Genomic DNA, 20518 nt, shown 5'->3' with positions numbered 1-20518 from the left:
GGGGCCGATTCCCCCGTGTTTGCCCCTAAATATTTGTCCCTATTCCCTTCATGATAGGATATTAATTAGCTTATTTTTATCCGCCAAAACGGGCAATGCTCAACCCTATTTCCTATACCGAAAAAGTCATCAGCGACTTTCTCAAATATCAACTCACCGCCTATCCTTTCGCCGATAGTCACCTCTACGCCCAAATGCGTCAACTTCTCAACCTAGAAGAAACCCGACGCACGCCCCTATTTCAAGGGCCGTATATTAGCCTGAGTAGCAGCTTTAGAAAAGGGTTGAGCATCACAGAACTGATTAATCAAGGCATTTTACACCCTTATCTCGAAAATATTACCAAGAAGTACCCCAACGTTTACGGACATCAGGAAACCGCTATCCGCGCCATTATCCAAGGTAAAACCACCTTAGTTTCCACAGGAACAGGTTCAGGTAAAACCGAATGTTTCCTCTATCCCATTATTAGCCACTGTTTGCACCTGCGAGACGAACAAGCCGCCCCTAGTATTGTGGCCGTTATTGTTTATCCCATGAACGCCTTAGCAGAAGACCAACTCGGACGTTTACGAGACTTTCTAGCCGGAAGCGGTGTCACCTTTGGAATGTATGTCGGCAAAACCCCCGAAAAAACCGCCGATGCACCTGGAAAACGCTTAAAAAAAGGTGCTTCACACGCTGATTATGAAAATGAACTGAAAAAAGCCCAAAACGAAAAACAAGCTTACGCCGTCTATCCCCCCGAAGAAAAAATCTCCCGTGAAGAAATGCGGAAAACACCGCCCCAAATTCTCCTGACGAATATTAAACAATTAGAACTGCTCCTCACCCGTCAACAAGATGTAGAATTATTTGATAACGCTCAATTAGATTATCTCGTTTTTGATGAAGCCCATACCTTCACCGGAGCAGTCGGAGCAGAAACCGCTTGTTTAATTCGTCGTTTACGCAGCTTTTGTGGGAAAACCGCCAGTGAAACCACTTGTATCGCCACCTCCGCCACCTTAACCGACCCCCAACAGGGAAAAGATATTGGACGAAATTTTGCTTCCCGCTTTTTTGGTGTTACCAAAGATAGCGTAATTTTAGTCACTGAAGAATACGAACTCGACCTCTGGGAAACCACCCGACACATTCCCCAACCCCTGCCCGATAACCCGGCATCTCATTTAAAAAATATATTAACGGCGGTAGAAGCCGGAGAACAAGCTGGATTTTTAGTGAATGCAGCTTTTCAAGCCATGACGGGAAAAGCTTTAGAAGTGGAGCGTTGGCAAGAAAGCCTTTATCAACAATTAGCGGTAAATGAATTAGTTTATCAACTCAACCAAGCCTTAAAGACCCCTCGCTTACTGTCAGAATTAATTGCTGATTTAGAGCGACGGGTGGGGCGGGTTGTCCCAGAAGCGGAAGTGTTAGCTTGGTTAGCTTTGGGGGCAGCATCTCGCCAAAATCATCGCCCTTTGCTGCGTCCGGTGGTACATGGTTTTGTTCGAGGAGTCGGGGGGGCGGTTGTTACTTTTCCCGAAAATAGCGCTCGTCCCCAACTGTGGTTATCCGCCGGAGATGTCGCCGAACAAGCTGATAACTTGTTCCGGTTGGCCGTCACCACCTGTACCACCTGCGGACAACATTATTTTATTCATCATTTAGCTGATTTTAAATTCTTTGATAAATTACCCGAAGGCGGTCAACTCATTGATCAGCAAGTAATTTGGAAACCTCTCAATCTGGATCAAGGCGGCGATCGCGTCATTTTTCTGGATCGCCTTGTCACTGAAGATGACGAAGAAGACTCCGAAGCCTCCCGGTTAGAAACCGATCCCTCCACCTTTCCTAAATCAACTGTGCAGATGGGGTTCTGTCGCTATTGTGGCACAGTCCATGCAATTGCTAAAACCCAATCTAAACTGCAAACGCGCTGTGGGGGGTGTAGCCGTCCCGTTGACTTAATCCCCTTATTCGCTGTCCGCCAGAAATCCAAACACCCTGGAAAACTAACCAGTTGCGTGACCTGCGGTGCTCTCGGACGTTTTAGTGTCGGGGGGTTCCGAGAACCTACCCGTAATGTTCGCGCCGTCGCGGTTTCCGATGTTCATGTCTTAGCCCAAAACATGATCCACCATGCCGAACATCGGCGCTTATTAGTCTTTGCCGATAACCGTCAAGATGCCGCCTTTCAAGCCGGATGGATGCAAGACCACGCCCGTCGTTACCGTCTCCGTAGCCTCATGTATGATCGGATTCAAAAAGGGGCCGTTTCTATTGGAGATTTAACCGCCTATCTCGATCATCTCTTAGAAGCTGACGACGAACTCAGTCGCACCCTTGTCCCCGAAGTGTGGCGGGTTCACCGCAAAGAATCGGAAGGCGTCTACCACAACCAACAACGTAAACGATTTTTAAGAATTCAGGTACTCCGTGAAGTTGTAACCGGAGTCAAGCAGCGCATCGGGTTAGAACCTTGGGGACGGATGCAGGTGGAATATGCAGGGTTAGTTTCTACCCTATCGTTTATCGAGAAATGGGCAAAAAGATTAAGGATCACCCCAGATCTTTTAATGAGTGGCGTTGCCTCCTTACTAGATGTCACCCGCCGAGGAAGTTTATTATTAGATCAGGAAGAAGGTATTTTCTCGCGGTTCTGGCAAGAGGGAGATTTTGAGATCCAGCGTGGCTATCTTCCCCTGTTACAAGGAGTTCCCAAAGCGTTGAAACTGCAACGGGAACCTGGAGATGATAAAAACCGTGTTCAACAATGGCTGAGTGATAAAGGGGACACCTTAGCCCGTCAAGCCGCTAAACGTTGGGGCGTTACCAAAGACGACATCCCCGAATTTTTTGAGGAACTCTGGCAACTCCTGACAGAAGAGTTACGCTTACTCGTCCCCGTCACCCTGACCGGATGGGGCAAGAAAGCGGTTCCCCGTTGTGCTGGTGTGCGCCAAATTGATGCCGATAAACTGCGCCTCACTCCCCATCGAGGGATTTATCGGTGTAACTTGTGCCGTCGCACCCATATTCGCCCCACTCCTCATGATGTTTGTATGGCATGGCGTTGTAAAGGAAACTTAGAATTTGAAAGGGAAAGTGGGGATGATTACGATTTGATGGTATTAGATCAACAGTTTGCCACCATCCGCCCCCGTGAACATTCTGCCCAAGTTCCTGCTGCTGAACGAGAAATCTTAGAACTGATGTTCAAAGGGAAAAATGAACAGGTTAATACCTTGGTCTGTACCCCAACCTTAGAACTGGGGGTGAATATTGGGGCGTTAGATGCGGTTTTAATGCGAAATGTCCCCCCGTTACCCGCCAACTATTGGCAACGGGCCGGACGAGCAGGGCGAGAACATCGGATGGCTGTTAATTTAACCTATGCCCGTCAAGCCAGCCATGATCGTGCCTATTTTAATGAACCGCTAAAATTACTCCAAGGTTTAATTACACCGCCCCGTTTTAACCTACGGAATAACTTAATGGTGCAAAAGCACGTTCACGCTACTATTCTCATGGCATTGCATCAACTGGCGGCTAAATCTGACCCCGATGACATTACACCGATTTTAAAGCTGTGTTTTCCCAGTCAAGTTAAGAAATATTTATTTGATGAAAATGGTCATGTTCGCCTTGACCCCTTAGATGTCAGTTGTTTGACCACATTAATTAGTCAGTATGAAGTCACCTTGTTTAACGCTGTTCAGCAAGTTTTTTCCCAAGGATGGCCGACTGAAGCCCAGGCGGTGATCACCGATTCAGTCCTACAAAACTATATTACCAATATGGGGAAAAAACTCACCGAGGTGATCACAAGGCTCTGGCGACGGCTACAATGGGCTTTAGCTCAAGTGAAACGTCTGGAAGCGGTGCGTGAACGCAAAGGCACTTTAGACCTCGATGAAGACGCACTGAGGCAACGGTGCGATCGCCTCGTGAAGCGACTCAAAGGGATTCAATCGCGCCGAAAACGGGAAGCAGAAGGCTATGATGATACCAATACCTACAGCGTTCTCGCCTCAGAAGGCTTTCTCCCAGGCTATGGTTTAGAAGTGGGGTCAGTGTTAGGGACGGCTCAAGTTCCCCCTGGCCTAGTTGGTATATCGGATTTTGAACTGTCTCGTCCCGTTGCGATCGCCCTGCGGGAATATATTCCGGGTAATTTAATTTATGCCAATGGTAATCGGTTTGTGCCTCGCTTCTACCATTTAGAACCCCAACAGCAAATTACCTTGTTTCAAGTAGATGTCGCCAATGAAGCGATTTCTGAAATTGGAATATCCAATCCTAATATTCATTCCAGCTTAAGAGTCGCCGCTTTACAAGCTGTTCCAATTTGCGATGTGGATCTTCCCCATCAGTCCCACATTACCGATGAAGAAGATTATCGCTTTCAGTTAGCGGTGTCGGTGATGGGTTATGAACAACATCGTCATAGTGGGGGGAAAGCGTTCCACTGGGGAGAGAAAACCCTACAACTTCGTTCTGGGGTACACCTGCGTTTAGTCAATGTTGGGGCTGCGAATCTGGTTTACAATGGAACGCTAGGCTATCCGGTGTGTGTGGTTTGTGGTCAAAGTCGTTCTCCTTTAGCGTCCCAAGCTGACCGAGATAATTTTGCGAGTCACCATAAAGAACGTTGCGGTCAATCGGTTGAAAATATCGGTTTTTTTGCTGATGTGGTAGCGGATGCTCTTAGTATACAAGATTGTGCCAACCGTGAAGAAGCTTATAGTATTGCCGAGGCGATTCGAGTCGGTGCGTCGCTAATTTTGGATATGGAGTTAGAAGATTTACAGGTATTAGCGATCGCTCATCCGGGTTTAGAAAAAGTGGATGTATTACTGTATGATCCGATGCCAGGAGGTTCAGGACTCCTAGAACAAATTATTGATCAATGGCCAGAGATTACTTCAGCCGCGTTAGGGGTGGTGCAGCACTGTCCTAGTGCTTGTAATAGTGCTTGTATTGATTGTTTATTTACTTATCGAAATTCCTACTATCACCGCTATTTAAACCGCCATCAAGCGGTAGACAAATTAAATCGTTGGGGACACCATCTAAGCTTTAGCCATGAAATTCCCCCAAAATTACCCAATCTTGAAAAAAGTTCAGAGCAACAACCTGTTAATAATCAAGAAACTCGTCTACAAAAGATGTTAGAATCGGCAGGTTTTTCCACACCCATTGCTCAACATCCGATTGAGTTAGGAAAACCTTTGGGAACAACAACAGTCGATTTTTATTATGAAGATCCATCAGAACGTTCTGATGGAATTTGTATTTATTTGGATGGGATGAGTCGCCATCTTCATGGTGATCCAGAGAGACACCAACGCGATCGCATAATTCGAGAGGAATTACGCAATCGCAGTTATGAAGTATTTGAAATTCCCGTTGGTTCTTTAGATGATCGTCAAGCCATGAAAACCTATTTCTTCCGCATTGCTCGAATTTTATTGAGTAAAGATGCTGCTACTAAGATTCGAGATAATTCGGATTGGTTTGAAGGTTAATTTTGGGAATTTAAGTGAAATGTTAACAAGTGTATTGGGTCAGCCCAATCTAAATTTCTTAATCCAGAAATTCTTCTGATTCTTCCAACTCATTATCAGTTGATTTTACTTCATCCCTAGCGCTCACAGCATATTCAGATGCTAAAGTAGCAAATGGAAACGGAAACGGTAGCGAAACTTGATCAGCAAAATAAGGCCAGCGATCTCTTAGATCATGAATAAAACAAGCTAATTTGTCTGGAGCAATTTCTGGAGAGTAAACAACTGCTATTTCTAAAGGTTTAGGATTCCCCGCTTGTTTGCTTCCATTATCAAGTCGAGACTCCTGCTGACGTAATAAACCCTGTTCTGTTTTCAACAACTTTCTCATACTCAGATAAAGGGTTGTATTTTCCAAATCACAGATATTTTCCCAACGAAATAACCCACTGGTTCGACTCCCAACAGATTCCTCAACAATACTAACAGGAACTTCGCTATTTTTTGTTGAGCGTAATCGAACGATTGATAAACGGTTTTTTTCTGATTCTGTCAAAAGTTTTACTTCACTCGGTAAACTGTTAGCTGGAAGTTTAGGATTTTGCAACCAGGTTAACATGGTTCGCGCATTTTGGGCTTCCGCCATAAAAAGGACACGGGGAAGTTTTTCCGGTTCAATGGGTGTTCCTAAGCAATCTCGTAGACAGTTTGTTACGAATTGATTAAGAAGTTTTTGTTCTTGTTGTTTTTTGCTATATTTTTGTTCTTCGCTACTGTCATCGGTTGTTTCATCAACATCAGAATTTACATCCCATTTTTCAGTAATGAGGTATCCAAGTCCAATGGGATAAGATACCCATCCTTCCGTTTTGAATAAAGAAGGAGTCGTAACTTGTACAATTCCGGTTATTGGGTTTACTCTTACCATTATGGCAACAGTAGAAGGAACATTAGTTGCTGTTGTTTTTCGAGTTCGACGGAGAACATAAAAGCACGTTAGCCATCGATTTGAATCGATACTTTTAGTATCAATTAAAGGTGTCAGTAGAATTCCCAATTGTCGCCATAAGTCCGCCACAGCACTTTGAACTCGATTATCAGCCCCCTTGGGTGTATATTCTTCACCCTTTTTATTTACATAGGTTATTAAGGGGTGAATATGTTGATTAACATAGCCAGCTTGCATGACTCCGATTCGTAATGCTAATTTGGGATCAGATTCACGTGGAAAAAATGATTCTTTGGGTCTAATTTCGACTAATGCACCGCTCAGTTTATCTCCTGTTTTCGGTAAGTATAATTTAATTTGTTCAATTCTTTCCTCCATTAAATTCACTCTTTTTTGTTGTCGATTTTTCCCTGGAACTGAGGGATTATGAACATCAAGTTTTTGCGCTAAATCTTGAATATGTTGGGTTTTGATGATTACAGTTCCTAACGCTCCTTCATACATCGTTTCTTCCCCTTGAACTTGATAAGAAGTTTGATACGTTTGGGGTTCACCTTTGGGGGATAAGTTCAGTACCTCACAAATTTCAGCAATGAGTGCATTTTTCAAGTCTTGAGTTTCCCAAAGAATTAGAATGGTGTGGGGTAAATTTTCTGGAGTATTTAATAAAGCTGCTCTAACTAAAGAAGGGCGTAACATAGGAGTTGAAAAATCATCCCGTTCTTTTGGGGATTGATCACCTCTTTTTTGAGATTTTCCTTCTCCCCAGAGAGCCTTAGAATTACCATAAATCTTAATACCAGAACCCACTCGACGTAAAGGAAAATTTTCTTGTTCAATCTTATTTATAATCGCTTGATCAAGACTCGCTAAATCTTTAGGACTCACACCCGCTAAACAGGGATATTCACCGTGATGTCGAGTATTGTAAGGAATTGCTGCTTGTATTCCCTGGGGATTTTCACCGAATTCTGACCAGTCATATCTGGGATTTTCTGCGAGTTCATGGGGGTCAGGAAGTGGGGAATCATTAATCTTAAGAAGCTCACTAATTGCTGTTGACCATTGAGGTTGTCTTTTTTGTTGTGTCATCTTTTGTTCAATGAATAAAGGCATAAAACAAAAGGGTTGGGGAACGCCATCTAACCAGCGATGATCATCACCTATAAAAATCGTTATTCTGGGATACGGAAATTTATTAAGTGGTTCTACAATCCAGCGTCGAATTGAAAGTTGATGGTAAATAATGGGTTCCTTGCGCCAAGGAATGGTTTGTAATTTAAAATAAATCACAAATGAGATGTATGCCTCATCAATAGATTTAGTAACTGGAACTCTCTGAGGTGGCCATGACATTAATTCAGATCCTTGATTAAAATTAACCACTCGGTAGAATGTAAGCGGATAGGAAACCTTATCTCCGTGAAATAAAATCGTTGGTTGTTTCAGAAATTCCTTAGCAAGATAATCAGGGAGGGCGCGGAAAGGAATATCGAGACTATTATTATCTTGGGGTAGATTCCAAATTGAATAAGGAGTGGATTGTTTTCCCCAATTCCAAGCTTGATCATCCAGAGTATCCAGTCTTAAATTAACTTCCTCTTCTCCTAAATCCTGACTAAATTCTTCTCGAAGCCAATCTTTAATGAATTGGGGTAAGTACAATAAATCAACTGGTTCTGTTGCTAATATCCAAGGCTGACCTGGATATTGCCAACCATTACGTCTAGTTTGAATAATATTGGGAAAACTCGCTCCAATAATGCGGTCAAGAGAACGAACGGGTATAGAAGAATAAGCTTTTTTCCGCAGCTTGACACGCTCTTGAGCCATAGCTTTAGCTACTTGTTGCCATGCGATCGGAACAACCAGGGAAAAAAGGTTATATTCTACTTTTTGAGTGAGTTCCCATGCTCCAGGCAGAATTGTTTTAAATGTCATAATCTAAGTCCTTTGTTTGTTCAAGTGCGTTTAAGAAAGCGCCGTAGAGTGCTTGTGCTAAAACTTTCTCGTAGGGTCGTTTTTCTTCCCCTTCAACCTCTTTTTTAAGGAGTTTGATCATGGCAACTAACACAGAGGTTGCTTCACTATCCTGTTCATCAGTTGCGGATTTAGGTGCAAACTTAGCATCTAAAAAATGAACCATGCAGGGAACGCCCCCTCTAACCAAACGCCCGATAATTTGCCAAATACTTACTAACTGAGTCCAACACAAAACAGAACGTTCATCATCCGTTAACTGTTGGAAAGACATCGCTCGACAGTTTAAATCGAGCATTTTTGCCTTGGCATATTTGTAGAATTCACTTTGTACAGTTGTTAGGGTTAAAGGTTCGCCACGTTTATTAATTGCTTCATAAAGACTAGGGTTTTCTGCCTTTTCTATCGCCCAACTGTTGAGTTGTTGAACTGTTGTTTGCCAGTCATCGGGAACAGGCATCGGTCGGCTTAAGAAAACAGCGGCTCCAAACGCGGCAATTCGATCCTTATTAAGGATATTGTGACCCCGTTCTAGTGCCATCAATGGTGCAACAACAATTTGAGTTGGGAGTGCTTTTAAATCTCGAATTTTACCCCGACGAATACCCGTTAAATCAGTAGGCGAGTTATCACGACGCAGTACCGCAATACTATCAATTTGTTCAAGGCGGTAGAGGGGTTTTAAGATCAATTCAACCAGGGCTGCTTCATCATAACTATTAGTAATTAGGAGTAAACGTTGGCGATCGCTCCACCGTTTGGGATCGTTCTTTTCTAACTCTTTTAACCGCTCAAATAAAAGATTAAGGAAGTTTTCGGCTTGTCCAGGGCTGTGACAAATCGCCTTAACCATCTGCTCAACGGCTTTTTTGCGTACCGCAGGCGGGAGTCCCGATAAAGCAATGGGTTTCCCGTCGCTTTGCTGAGAAGTAAAGAAAAATTCACTTTCACCAATTCCCACATCGCCCGCTTGGTTATTATTACAGGCAGGTTCTAGCAAGATGGTAGGACGAGATTGAATGTGATAAGCCGGAGTTCCTGGCGCGTAGCTGGTTCCTGAAATCAGCACTGTATGGGGGCCATCCCAATCGTCTACTAGAAATAGGGTGGGAAAATTTAGCAGTAAATAACGACCGACCCCAACATATCGGAAATATTCTAGCTTGCCACCGGAGTGACTGCGGTGATCACTCGTATATCGAAAGCCGAGGATATTCCCAACAGGGGACAAGGGGACAATGGCTAAATAGTCATGGGGTGGGCGATTGACAAGGGATAAGCTAGTGTCGTGGAAGTCGATCACGTGCGATCGCATTAAACCACTCAAATGCTCAAGCACAAAGCTTAATCGATTCGCCAGCACTGTCACCAGAATAGCAAAATGTAAATGGCGCGTCGCTTGGTCAAACTTGGTTTTATCTGTCAGAGAAATATTCACAGCGTCTAGCCATCGGTTTAACCAGCCTCCTATCTCAGCTAATGCAACCCGATCACTTTCACCACTGAGTAAGCTAAACGCTAAATCTGATAGTTCTCCTCCTTTACGACGATTGAGAGGAGCTTGCAAAAATCCCTCAAGGGTCTGCATCAGTTGTTTGCGACGCTGACGTTCTTCAAGTGGAGGTAAACCCGTTTCAATGCGTTTTCGTCGTTGTTGACTGCGTTCACTGCGAGTAAGTTTAGGTTGGGTTTGCTGATTATCGTTTTCTGAGGAAGGTTCCAAAATATCTCGAATAATATGAGCAAAGACTGAACGACCTGTGAACGGAGTTGAGCCTAACCATTCCACCAGTTTAGGTTGATTGTGCAGTTTAGGCAGGATAATATCAGTCGCAATTTGAGCAAAATCATTGGCTTTCTTGGCATCTGCAATCAGTTTATCGGCTAGGGGGCGACGATCAGAATTATAAATTGCATTTGCGAATTTAATTCCTAATTGATTTAATAAGGAATTTCCAGAAGCATCCACTAACACTTCATCGGGTGCAAACGCTTCGTCAAACTGCACTTGTACTCGATCCACTTCATCAATAAAAAGAAAGTGACATTCACGGTAAACTGCTTCAGCAAAAGTTAGTTTTTCTTCTAACAATTGGCGAGGAACACGAGTGTGAATAAAACTAGCTGGAGTTAACACCCACACTAAAGCTTGTACAATGTCTCGTTCTAATTGATGATGGGGGCATTGGTAATAAAAAGGGCAGGTATATTTATCTTCAGCCTCTCCTTCTTCTTCTTCATCTAAAGCATCATTTTGATTAACAAAAGTTCCTTTTTGATAAAGACTATGGCAAGGTTCAGCACCGAATTCCCATTTATCTTCAGCTTGAACTAATGCTAATAATGGGCAAATCGGATTAAACCAACGCCACGCCGGATGGGTTGCTCCTTGGTAAATTTCTTCTCCTTTTGTGGATAGAATAGGTTCGTAAACTTTTTTTAATTGTTGAAAGCGATCGCCTCCCAGAATCGGAGTTGCAGGAATGCCTAACCCATGGGAAAGTAAAGAAGCCAGTCGTACCTGTGCCACCACATCATTTACAATTAAAGCACAGCGATATCCTTGTTTAGCGAGAGAGTAAATCAGAATTTCAAGCAAGGTCGATTTACCCACATTCAATAAACCGACAATATGGAGCAATTTGTTTATTTGGAGTTCTTGATTTTGATCACAAAAATTATCAGTTGATTCGTGATAAAGTCGCCAGTTAATTTCTTTGAGTCGGCTATAATAATTTTCCGGTTCATATCCGCATTCAGCTAATTTAGCATCCATTTCTTTGGCTGAACTGATCAACTCCTCTTTAGTGATAGTTTGAGCAAGATTGTTTTGTTGACGTATGTGATTAAACGCTACATTTCGCGACAAATCAAGGTTAGCAACTGCTTCGGGAATATTGATAGGAACTTCTACGGCTGCATGACCTTTGTTAGAAATTTTTGCATACCAATAGCCAGTAGAAGCAAGTTTAATTTTTCGTTTGCTATGAGAGGGTATTGTTGATAATTTATCTTTGTAAAAAGAATAGCGATGGGTGTAAATTGTGGTCGGAATTAAGACAGGACTATCGTTAATATCTGTGAGTTGAAATATTCGGATTGTTTCTGGAATATTGATGTATTCTGATAAACTTTGTTCCCATTGACTCCCCTTACGATGAATCAGATAAAAACGAGCTTTTTGGACAAGCTGCCAATTTTCATCGGAAAATATTGAGACAGGAAAATGATAACCTGAAGTCAACGCTGAAACGGATATAGCAGGTTCTTCTGGTGCAATTTTATGCAGCAAGGTTAGCCCTAATTCTACTTCAGCAATAAGTTTTGCAAGTCGTTGAAGCTCTTGTTGTCGGACTTTAGACTCAACATCAGGTAAACTGTTAATAACATAATCATTTAAGTCATTTGATTCTCGTAAATCTTTCCTTAAATCTTTACTCCATTTCGAGATATTACGCATCGTTCTTTTTCTCCACTTTGTTTTGAGCGAGTCTAATAATTTCGCTCATTAACATTAAACGCACACCTTTTAATTCAGGTTCTAGTTCTTGACGTCTCACCTTAATTCTGAGGAATTCTTCTTGCTCATCGGGAAAGACGACAAAGGTTTCAGTTGCATCAAGACGATATTGTACGGACTGCAAACGTTCTTCATGCAAATAAGACCAATCCTTAACATCAATTGCCCAGCGCACTTTTCTGCCAAATTCAACCAGTAAGTCAAATTCATCAATTTGAGGCCATAGAGTAACGCGAATTCCCTTTTTTGTGAGTGTTTCTGCTAATTGAATTTCCCAAATTCCTGGGATGGTTCCATAGCGATGGACACCTGGAGTAATGGCTTTATAAGTGAGTGCTTCATCCTTAGAAATTGGCGGGATTGGTGGCAGCTTAAGTTTGGCAGTGAGTCGTTCACAAGTCATGTTTCGGCAACTATAACTTCCATCTGGACGGGAACGCATGACATACTTACAACGAGGGCAAAAATGATAAGTTTTTTCTTCTGCTAAATAAACTAAATCAACATAGATTTTTAGTAAAAAATCTCGGAGAGGTTTAAGTTGGGATGAAGAAGATAGAAGACGGCGATATTCGGGATAGGAAAGGACAGGATGTTCAATAATTAATTTACGAAAAGTGCGGTATTCTTCTTCTCGTTGATATCCTCGGCAATCTTCAAGAACATCTTGCAGAATTTTTTCCTGTACCTGTCTGTCTACATCAAATCCTTCAACTTGCCATTGGGTGGCGAAGTCGGAAAGTAGACCATCTTCAATAAAGGAAACTTCTTCTGAAAGATATTTCATTTCAGTAGCAGGTTTCCACCCAACCACAGGATTTTTTGCCCACCCAAAGAATTCGGGAAGACCGGAGGGGACTTGCTCATCTTGTTGCAGTAAAGAGGTTAGATACATTCGAGATATTCCGATGCGAAGCGCTTGCGGGATGTGGCTTCTTTTTTCAGGGTCTAGCTTTTCCCACTCTCCCAGTCCCGTTGCTAAATATCGGAAAGTTTCCGTTAGAGATATTTGGTGTCCAGGTTCGACTTCAGGGTCGTCGGAAAGTAGGCGCAGACTACGGGCGACATTATCTTCCCATTGGACATCAATACCACGCATTGTCTGTAACCAGCGTTGTACCGTTGCTTTTTGACGCGGTTGCATTCCAAGTTCTAAGCATAATTCTTCGAGGGTGGGTGCTTGTTTCTGAATACGAAACCACTCTCGCAGCGCTTCCAAAATTTTCTCTCGATGTTGGGTGACTTTCATCGCCACTCCTCCATATCTAATGGATGCAAATCATTCTGGCATCCGCTTCCCCAGAGTGTCAATAAAATTTTTCAATGTTTCTATTATGTTTCCAATGTTTCCATGTTATATTGTCGCTCAAATATTTATACGATTAAATCGTATATTATTCAAAAGATTAAAAATTTTAATGGGGTAACTCAAGTGCATCATATAATCGAAAACTCTCAAATTGATGCACCAAATCGAATGGAACCCAAGGACTTCTGTGAAAAATGGATCAAGACAAAACAACCTGGAGAATGGGGGTATTATAAAGCCTGTGTTCAAGAGATAGCAGTAGCAACAGGATTATCTCCTCGTACCGTAGAAAGTTGGGGCCCTGACTTTTCAGGCCGTCCTGACTCGGTTTTGGTAACGCTTAAAAAGGAAGACACGATCCGTCAGATCCGAGAATTGGTCAAACCTGATGATTTACTTAACTAATTCTTGGATTAAAGTATACGATTATATCGTATAATAGTTAAAGAGAGTCACAAGCCTTCCGGCTGAGGGTTGATTCACGTCCTTACTGACCCAAAGGCTTATCGATCAATGCTGCCTATGAAGAACTCTTACTCAAAGGTCTCAAAGTAGATCGCCGAACCTTATCTGCTGCTAAGGCAGGAACTCTAACCAAATGCGAGTTCATAACTTTAGTCAAACTTAGAGATTGGGTTAGGCAACTAACAGGAAAACCTGAAATCACAATTGACGACTTATTACGGATTGAAGATTAATTCAATACAAAAAGCTGACCCGGCTAGGCCAGCTTTTCAAAAAAACAAATAAATTTCTAAGGAACAACTTAACATGACAACAGCCACCCTTGCATCTTTCCTGGCTCATCAAGTTGATTTTAACCTTCCGACCCACTTGGAGCTTTCTGACTCGTTTTCCCACGACTACGACTATTCAAGTTTTGGTGAATTGGCTCCCCTTGCCCAACAAACCCTCAATCAAACCTTAAACTTTGTGCAGCGCACCCTCAGCCAAGGGATTGAACTCGGTCGCCAACTTAGCCAACTCCTAAGCAATTTATGCGATCGCACCAATCCCCAAGACGGCCAAAAACGCTTCAAAAATTGGCTCAATAGTAGCGACTGGGGAGCCTCCAAATGGATCGCCGAATCCTTAATAAAAATCAGCCAATGGTTTGATTCCCTCAAACCTCGGTTGCAGCAGCGCATCCTCAACAAAGTGCAACACTGGAGTTTAGCCGCCCTGCGAGAACTGACCCACGCCTCAGAAGCCATTGTAGAAGCCTTAACCCAGCGAGGGAAGATCACAAAAAAAGAAGTCCGACAAGCCAAAGCCGAACAAATCGTTACAGAACAAGATTGGCAAAAGATTTCTAAACGTTACAACCTCACCCCCCAAGAAGGACAGCACCTCCAAACCCTTGCCCAAGAATTTGCTCAAGCTGATACAAAAGATCAAGCTGAAGCCACCATGAAACTCAAACACCTGGATGAAGCACTAACCCAAAAAGGCTACAAAACATCCTCCCTAATACCCCAACAGCCTTCTGAAACCGCCCTTCGCCTAGCCCGCCTCACCCTGTATAAAGTCCAACTTGAACAAGAACTCTCTGAAGCTGTCACAGGGGATGCCGAAGCCCAGTTAATCCATGACATCAAACAAACCGAACGAGAAATCAAACACCAGTGCGCTCACCTTGACCCCCAAACCATTGTTATCCCGCCACAACCTCAAAGCACTCCCACAGACAACCTTGAAGCTGCATTAGCCACCGAACGTCAGAAAAACGCCGAATTGATCCAAAAACTCGAATACCTAGAGCAAAAACTTTCCCAAACCTATTTGCAACAACTCGAACAATTGCAAACCCAACTTCAGCACAAAGACGAACTGATTGCCCAATTACAACAACCCACTTCCTCCCCTGACAACGAACCCACCGTATTCAAACCCAAATTCGTCCCAGTGCCTTTAAGTGAATTAAAAGTGGGCGATCGCATCCGAGTTTATTCCCCAGAACACAAAGGCGTTGTTGATGACTTAATCCTCGAATTAGACACCTACAACCGCCCCAAAACCAAATGGCTTGGCGTACTTGATCAAAACGATGTTAAAGCCGGATGGACGTTCGAGCGGATGAGTGGTGTTGAACAAGCTCAAAGCCAACTCAGTCTTCTCAAAAGCGAAAATCAACATCTCAAACAACAACTTGCTCAACAACAACAGCACTTAGAAACGTTACTCAGTGAGCCGGGTCACGTCCGACTTGAACAAACTTCCACAACCGAGCAATTAGAAGCCCAACTTGAAGAACTCCTGCAATGGCGCGAAAGCCTTAATCAACAAATCCAGCCCCACCTGCAACCAGGTGTTCAAGTGCAAGTCAACTTTGACCCCAAAAACATCTTCGCCGGGATGCAAGGAACCATCCACAAAGCATATCAACAGCGTCCCGGTTATTGGTGGGTCAGCATCATCCATCCGGTTAGCGGACAAACCTACCAAGAACTGTTTGAACCTTGCCAACTCCAACCTCTGCTTTAAGGGTGCGGAGTGTTCTAAGAGTGCGGAGTGTTCTAAGAGTGCGGGGTGCGGAGTGCGTTAAGAAATGCGATGTGCTTGAAGAGTGCGAAGTTCGGAGTGGGGAGTTGGAGGCGTTTTAGTGAGTAGGTGGAATGTACCTGTATATTTAAGGCTAAAGAACAAGGAAAAAGAAAGAGTTAAAACCTATTAAATCGGCTATATTATTAACTTAAAATTTAATATTTTTTTTCAAACTCTAGGTGTTTTAAATTCTTTTTTTCCTTGATTTTATTTTAATTTCCCCTGAATTTAACCTTTATCTTTTCAGCCTTCAACAATATCTTCCTCACCTCTAAATCCTCAGTCCTAACTCAATCATCGACCGTCTGCTTCCTGCCCTCCACCCTCCATTTCACACTCCTAACTCCGCACTTCTTAACGCACTCCGCACCCCGCACTCCGCACTCTTAAAACACTCTTTATAAAAACTATGCAGCCCCAATACTTTCCTAACAAGTCCCCATCAATTCAAACTGAAAAATTACGGCAAATTCGCACAATTCGTCAGTTGTTATCCGTTCCTCTCCACCCCACAGAATATTGTGCGCGTTGGGTTCCAATTCTCCACAATATTCAACCTCAAGAATGGGGGTACACAGCCGCTTGTGTTCGAGAACTCTGTCAAATTACCGGACGCAAAGAACGAATGATTTACAGATGGGTTGAAACGGATTTTAAATCTTGCCCAGAAAGTGTTCAATTAATGCTTAGACAACAAGACTTACTCCTACAAATTATTTATCACGGTAGAATTGTTCAGACTGTTACACAACCTCAGCTTGAATAACTATAGCAATTCTATTTGATTGGTGTTAAAAATTTCTGAGCAAAAGGGAATAGGCAATGGACAATAGGGTCAATACTTTTAGCTGTTCCATAGATGAGCTTAATCGAAAATTATAAACTTGTTTAGGCGATCGCTTGCTCCTTCCCCCCATCTCCAACAATTGTTTAAAATTCCCCAACTCCTCTTAAACCTTCCTAAATTCCTCCCCCTATTTCTAATCTGCTGACTCAGCACTCAGCACTCAGCAAAACCCCCAATTAACAACAGCCTTTCACCTCCAAGAACAACTTCTTGCTGACTCAGCAAATCTCGCCTCAATTGAATTAGAAAAATACCGTATTCATGACAGCAATAAATTGACAGTTATCGGCTTTCTTTAATAGGATGTTCACCAAGACCAATGGAAATTAGTTTGAACGGGGTTCTTTCTGACCTTAAATTCAATTTCTAAGATTTGAGAAATTAGAATTGACTCAGATTCACCCCTAAACAAACTTAAATCAGTCGAATGAGTGAAACTATCGAAATCTGTTTAGAAATCAAAGAAGCTCAAATTATTGACCCCAGAGTTGTCTTTGTTAACAACAGAGCCTATTAAGCTGTTAAGCATCTAAATAGGGTATAATGAAAAACTAAGTTTAGAAAAATCAATAAAAATATGCCTGCTAAAAATCACTTAAATGAAAAGCAAGTAGAGAAACTACAGAAAAGATTGAAAGAGGAAGAAAATGGACAAATTAGAGAAAGAATCTTGATTCTACTATTGCTAAATGATGGTAAAAAACAAAGTGAAATTGCCAATTTTTTGGGATGTTCAATAAATAAAGTATGTTATTGGTGTGTACATGGAGATCCGGACAAGTTAGAAAGCCTAAAAGATGAAAGAATGAAAGGAAATTATAGAAAAGCCACAGATAAATATATAGAGATATTATTAGAAACTGTAGAAAAAGAACCGGAAGAATTAGGATATGAATTTGGGAGATGGACAGGAGAAAGATTGGCAACTTATTTAGAACAAATCACAGAAATAAAATTAAGTGGTTCACAAGTGAGAAGGATATTAAAGAAAAAAAAGTATGTTTACTTGTGGGCAAAGTATAGCTTGGAAGAGAAAAGAGATCCAGAAAAAAGGAAATTATTTAAAAATAAAATAGAAGAGTATTTAAAAATAACAAAAGAAAGTCCAGAACAATTACAGGTATGGTTTTGGGATGAAAGTGGATTTAATTTAAGAGTAATAAAAAGAAAGAACTGGTGTAAAAAAGGAAAGAGGAGAAAGATTAGAGGAGACAGAAGAAAAGGAAAAGTTAATGTTATGGGAGGATTGAGGTACTCGGACAAAAAAAGATTTGTAGAATTTCTGGATAAAGGGAATGCAAATAATTTTTATCAAGTGTTAAAAAGTTTTTATCAAGAGCTAATTCATGAGTGGGTATTAGCGGGAAATCAAGCAGAAGAATTTGTAGAAAAAGGAGCCAAGATTGTCATTATTCTTGATAATGCAAGTTTTCACAAAAAAGAAGAATACCTAGAAAAAATCAAAGCAGAAATGCCGAATATCTATTTAGAATTTCTTCCAGAATATAGTCCAGATTATAATTTAATTGAATTGGTCTGGCATTCAGCTAAAGAATATATTGCTAATCGACTCTTTAAATCAGTTGATGAGCTAGAGTGTTTATTGCATCAGCTTTTAAATGAGGGACAGTTATCTATTAAATGGGGACGTAAACTTAAAAACAAAGGTAATGCTATAATCACAGTTTAAATGCACAACAGCTTACCCCGAACAAGTCATTTATGAGTCGAGCCTGTGGAATGTTAATCGTCCCCAATTCCGTAAAGTGTATCGCCTCTTAAAAGCGGTCATGCCCCAACTCAATGAAGGCGAATACGGAACCTTAATTTCAGAAGAAGGCAAAAAAATTCTTGATGCCTTTCGGATTATGTCCCTAACCCTGGGAGAGAAAAAAGCCCTTGATGAAGTCAGGTGGGGTCGATTTAATCCTGATGAATGGCTCGCTTATAGCCCCAATTTATTAGACCGAGTTCGCAATTTATCTAAACGTCAAAATCGAGGTTAAATATGACAAACACAACCAATGGAAATTCAACTGATTACAGCCAATATGGCATTGATTTAGAACAGTTAGGTCAATCTGTGACCTCCAAAGGACAAGCTGTGGGGAGTAATGTAATTCGTTATATCCTCAGTGAGTTGTGCCAAAAGTTTCGGATGAATTTGGAATTAGTTAATTCTGAACAATTGACCATTTGGCTGAATCAAATTATTGCAATTCGTGATAGTCGCAGTGAAGGACGGAAACAACTCCGAATTGAAGAAGCTATTGGATTTTGGATTGAAGAATTACAAAGTCAAGTCAATACCAATACAACAACTGATTCTGTTTATGATTCTTCTGGTGCGGGGTTGTATGAACGTTGGGAGCAAAAAACTTCTCAAATTGCTCAAACAGTGGCTCCTAAAATTCAAGAAATGCTTGATGATAAGATTCTTTTAGAGGTTTTTGGGTTTGGGTCTACTTCTGATGGCAATGCCAAACTTGAGGATACGGTGTCACAGTTTGTAGCGGCTTTCAATACCGCCGCCGAACAAGGCAAACAGGAGCGCCGTAACTTAGAATATCCCACACAGCAAGCTCAATTGGGAGGGCAAGTGCTTAACTGCTTTCCAGCGCTTAAAAGCGCATCTTGAAGTTAGTGAACATCAGACCGATACCATTAACACTTTGTTGGAGGAACTGTTAAGCCTCCAACACACCCAGCTTTCTCAGCAACAAGATTTGCTGGGTATAGTAGCTGAACTCAAAAATACCCTTTCTTCTTTGTCTACTTCTACTCCATCTCAGGATATGAAACACCTCAAAAACCTCCTCAATCAACTACAACATTATTGGTCTCAGCCGACTTCTGTATATCCTGTCAGTATGACCTCGGCGTTGATGTTTGGGTTGTCCTGATGAATGAATACACTCGAAAACGGCAACAACGAGGACAACAGCAAGTTCGACAACTTTCAATAGCAGTCACTTTGATGACAACTTTGATGATTCTGGTTTTTCATGATTACAAAGTGGCGATTTCAACTTCCTTAAAATTGTTGATTAACCCCATTCGCTTTATAATTTCAACCCAATGGCTGTTGATTATTGCTGTTAGTGTCATGTCAGCCAGTATCGGTTACATCCTGGGGCGACGACAGATTCAAGTTCAAACAAATCGAGTCCAGATTGAGCTAATTTGTACTCGGGTTTGGATTCAATTCTTCAGGAGAAATCCCAATGGGAATTTTTAATCGAATTTTAGAGGCTTGGAGCCGAATAAGAAGTGGAAACAACTCGGGTTATGGCTCTCATCAAATTGATAAATCCCAGGTACTCCAACCGACAGATACCACTGTTTTCTCGCCCACTAATCCAGGTAATTTTGCTTCGATTCGTTCGGTTCCTATTTTAGATTCACCTCGCTATTTTTCTAAAGAGGAGAAAGTGGTTCTCAAACAATTAGCGAAACAGAGAAAAGAATCGGCCAAACATACTCAAGAATCTTATCAAGCCCTTAAGCAAATTGATGATGCGGATACAACAGTTCATTTAGCTCATTATGCTTATAAAGGTCAACTTGCAGGTAATGAAGTTAAAAAATTAGGGGCTAATTCCAATTATGCTCAGAAATTACATGGACTTCGACCTCAATATGCTCAAATGTCTCTCAATATTGATCAAGCTAACAAACAAGCCGTTAACAAAATTGCTCAGTATCGTCAGCAAATCCAAAAATCCTGGGAGAATAAATAGTGCGGAGTTCGGAGTGCGGTGTGCGGTGTGCTTTAAGAGTGCGGAGTTCAGAGTGCGAGGTGCGGAGTGCGAAGAAAGTACAGAGTGCGAGGTGCAAAGTGCGAAGTAGTGCATTTTGAGTGTGATGTGCGGTG

Annotated in this window: 12 protein-coding genes; 9 read left to right on the top strand and 3 right to left on the bottom strand. The window is 41.9% G+C overall.

Features of this window, described 5'->3' with window-relative positions:
• Nucleotides 1-95: 95 nt before the first annotated feature.
• Nucleotides 96-5516, top strand: a complete 5421-nt coding sequence (locus tag PL11201_RS16775; protein WP_079680051.1) for a DEAD/DEAH box helicase — start codon at nt 96-98, stop codon at nt 5514-5516.
• A 58-nt stretch (nt 5517-5574) separates the two neighbouring features.
• On the opposite strand, the gene PL11201_RS16770 is transcribed toward PL11201_RS16775, so the two are convergent.
• Genes PL11201_RS16770 through PL11201_RS16760 form a run of 3 tightly spaced genes read right to left on the bottom strand, consistent with a single transcriptional unit; the run spans nt 5575 to nt 13193 of the window.
• A complete protein-coding gene (locus PL11201_RS16770; RefSeq protein ID WP_079680050.1) occupies nt 5575-8385 on the bottom strand; it encodes a pPIWI_RE module domain-containing protein in 2811 nt (936 codons plus the stop codon).
• Nucleotides 8375-11884, bottom strand: a complete 3510-nt coding sequence (locus tag PL11201_RS16765) for a pPIWI_RE_Z domain-containing protein (protein WP_079680049.1) — start codon at nt 11882-11884, stop codon at nt 8375-8377. Before PL11201_RS16765 ends, PL11201_RS16770 begins: the two co-directional genes overlap by 11 nt.
• On the bottom strand, nt 11877-13193 hold the full coding sequence (locus PL11201_RS16760) for a restriction endonuclease-related protein (protein ID WP_079680048.1): 1317 nt from the start codon (nt 13191-13193) through the stop codon (nt 11877-11879). Before PL11201_RS16760 ends, PL11201_RS16765 begins: the two co-directional genes overlap by 8 nt.
• Nucleotides 13194-13295: 102 nt before the next feature.
• On the opposite strand from PL11201_RS16760, the gene PL11201_RS16755 reads away from it, so the two are divergent.
• The 8 genes from PL11201_RS16755 (at nt 13296) to PL11201_RS16720 (ending at nt 20384) form a co-directional block, all read left to right on the top strand.
• The gene (locus PL11201_RS16755) at nt 13296-13658 is read left to right on the top strand and encodes a hypothetical protein (protein ID WP_234996741.1); all 363 of its coding nucleotides are present in this window, start codon (nt 13296-13298) and stop codon (nt 13656-13658) included.
• 366 nt (nt 13659-14024) lie between these two features.
• Nucleotides 14025-15737, top strand: coding sequence for a hypothetical protein (locus PL11201_RS16750; RefSeq protein ID WP_079680047.1), 1713 nt, complete (start codon nt 14025-14027; stop codon nt 15735-15737).
• A gap of 469 nt (nt 15738-16206) precedes the next feature.
• Entirely contained in the window at nt 16207-16563 is a 357-nt protein-coding gene (locus PL11201_RS16745; protein ID WP_079680046.1) for a hypothetical protein, read from the top strand.
• A 658-nt stretch (nt 16564-17221) separates the two neighbouring features.
• Nucleotides 17222-18334, top strand: a complete 1113-nt coding sequence (locus PL11201_RS16740) for an IS630 family transposase (protein WP_079678737.1) — start codon at nt 17222-17224, stop codon at nt 18332-18334.
• Nucleotides 18335-18434: 100 nt separating this feature from the next.
• A complete protein-coding gene (locus PL11201_RS16735; RefSeq protein WP_144017791.1) occupies nt 18435-18650 on the top strand; it encodes a hypothetical protein in 216 nt (71 codons plus the stop codon).
• Nucleotides 18651-18652: 2 nt separating this feature from the next.
• Nucleotides 18653-19282: a hypothetical protein gene (locus PL11201_RS16730; RefSeq protein ID WP_079680044.1), complete on the top strand. Its 630-nt coding sequence runs from the start codon at nt 18653-18655 to the stop codon at nt 19280-19282.
• Nucleotides 19283-19546: 264 nt separating this feature from the next.
• Nucleotides 19547-19882, top strand: a complete 336-nt coding sequence (locus PL11201_RS16725) for a hypothetical protein (protein WP_079680043.1) — start codon at nt 19547-19549, stop codon at nt 19880-19882.
• Entirely contained in the window at nt 19869-20384 is a 516-nt protein-coding gene (locus PL11201_RS16720) for a hypothetical protein (RefSeq protein WP_079680042.1), read from the top strand. The genes PL11201_RS16725 and PL11201_RS16720 overlap by 14 nt, the downstream gene beginning before the upstream one ends.
• Nucleotides 20385-20518: the final 134 nt, after the last annotated feature.

Origin of the sequence: Planktothrix sp. PCC 11201, from assembly GCF_900009135.1 — a bacterium.
Lineage (GTDB): Bacteria > Cyanobacteriota > Cyanobacteriia > Cyanobacteriales > Microcoleaceae > Planktothrix.
Note: the sequence above shows the minus strand (reverse complement) of the source record. Positions and strands in the feature narration are given on the sequence as shown.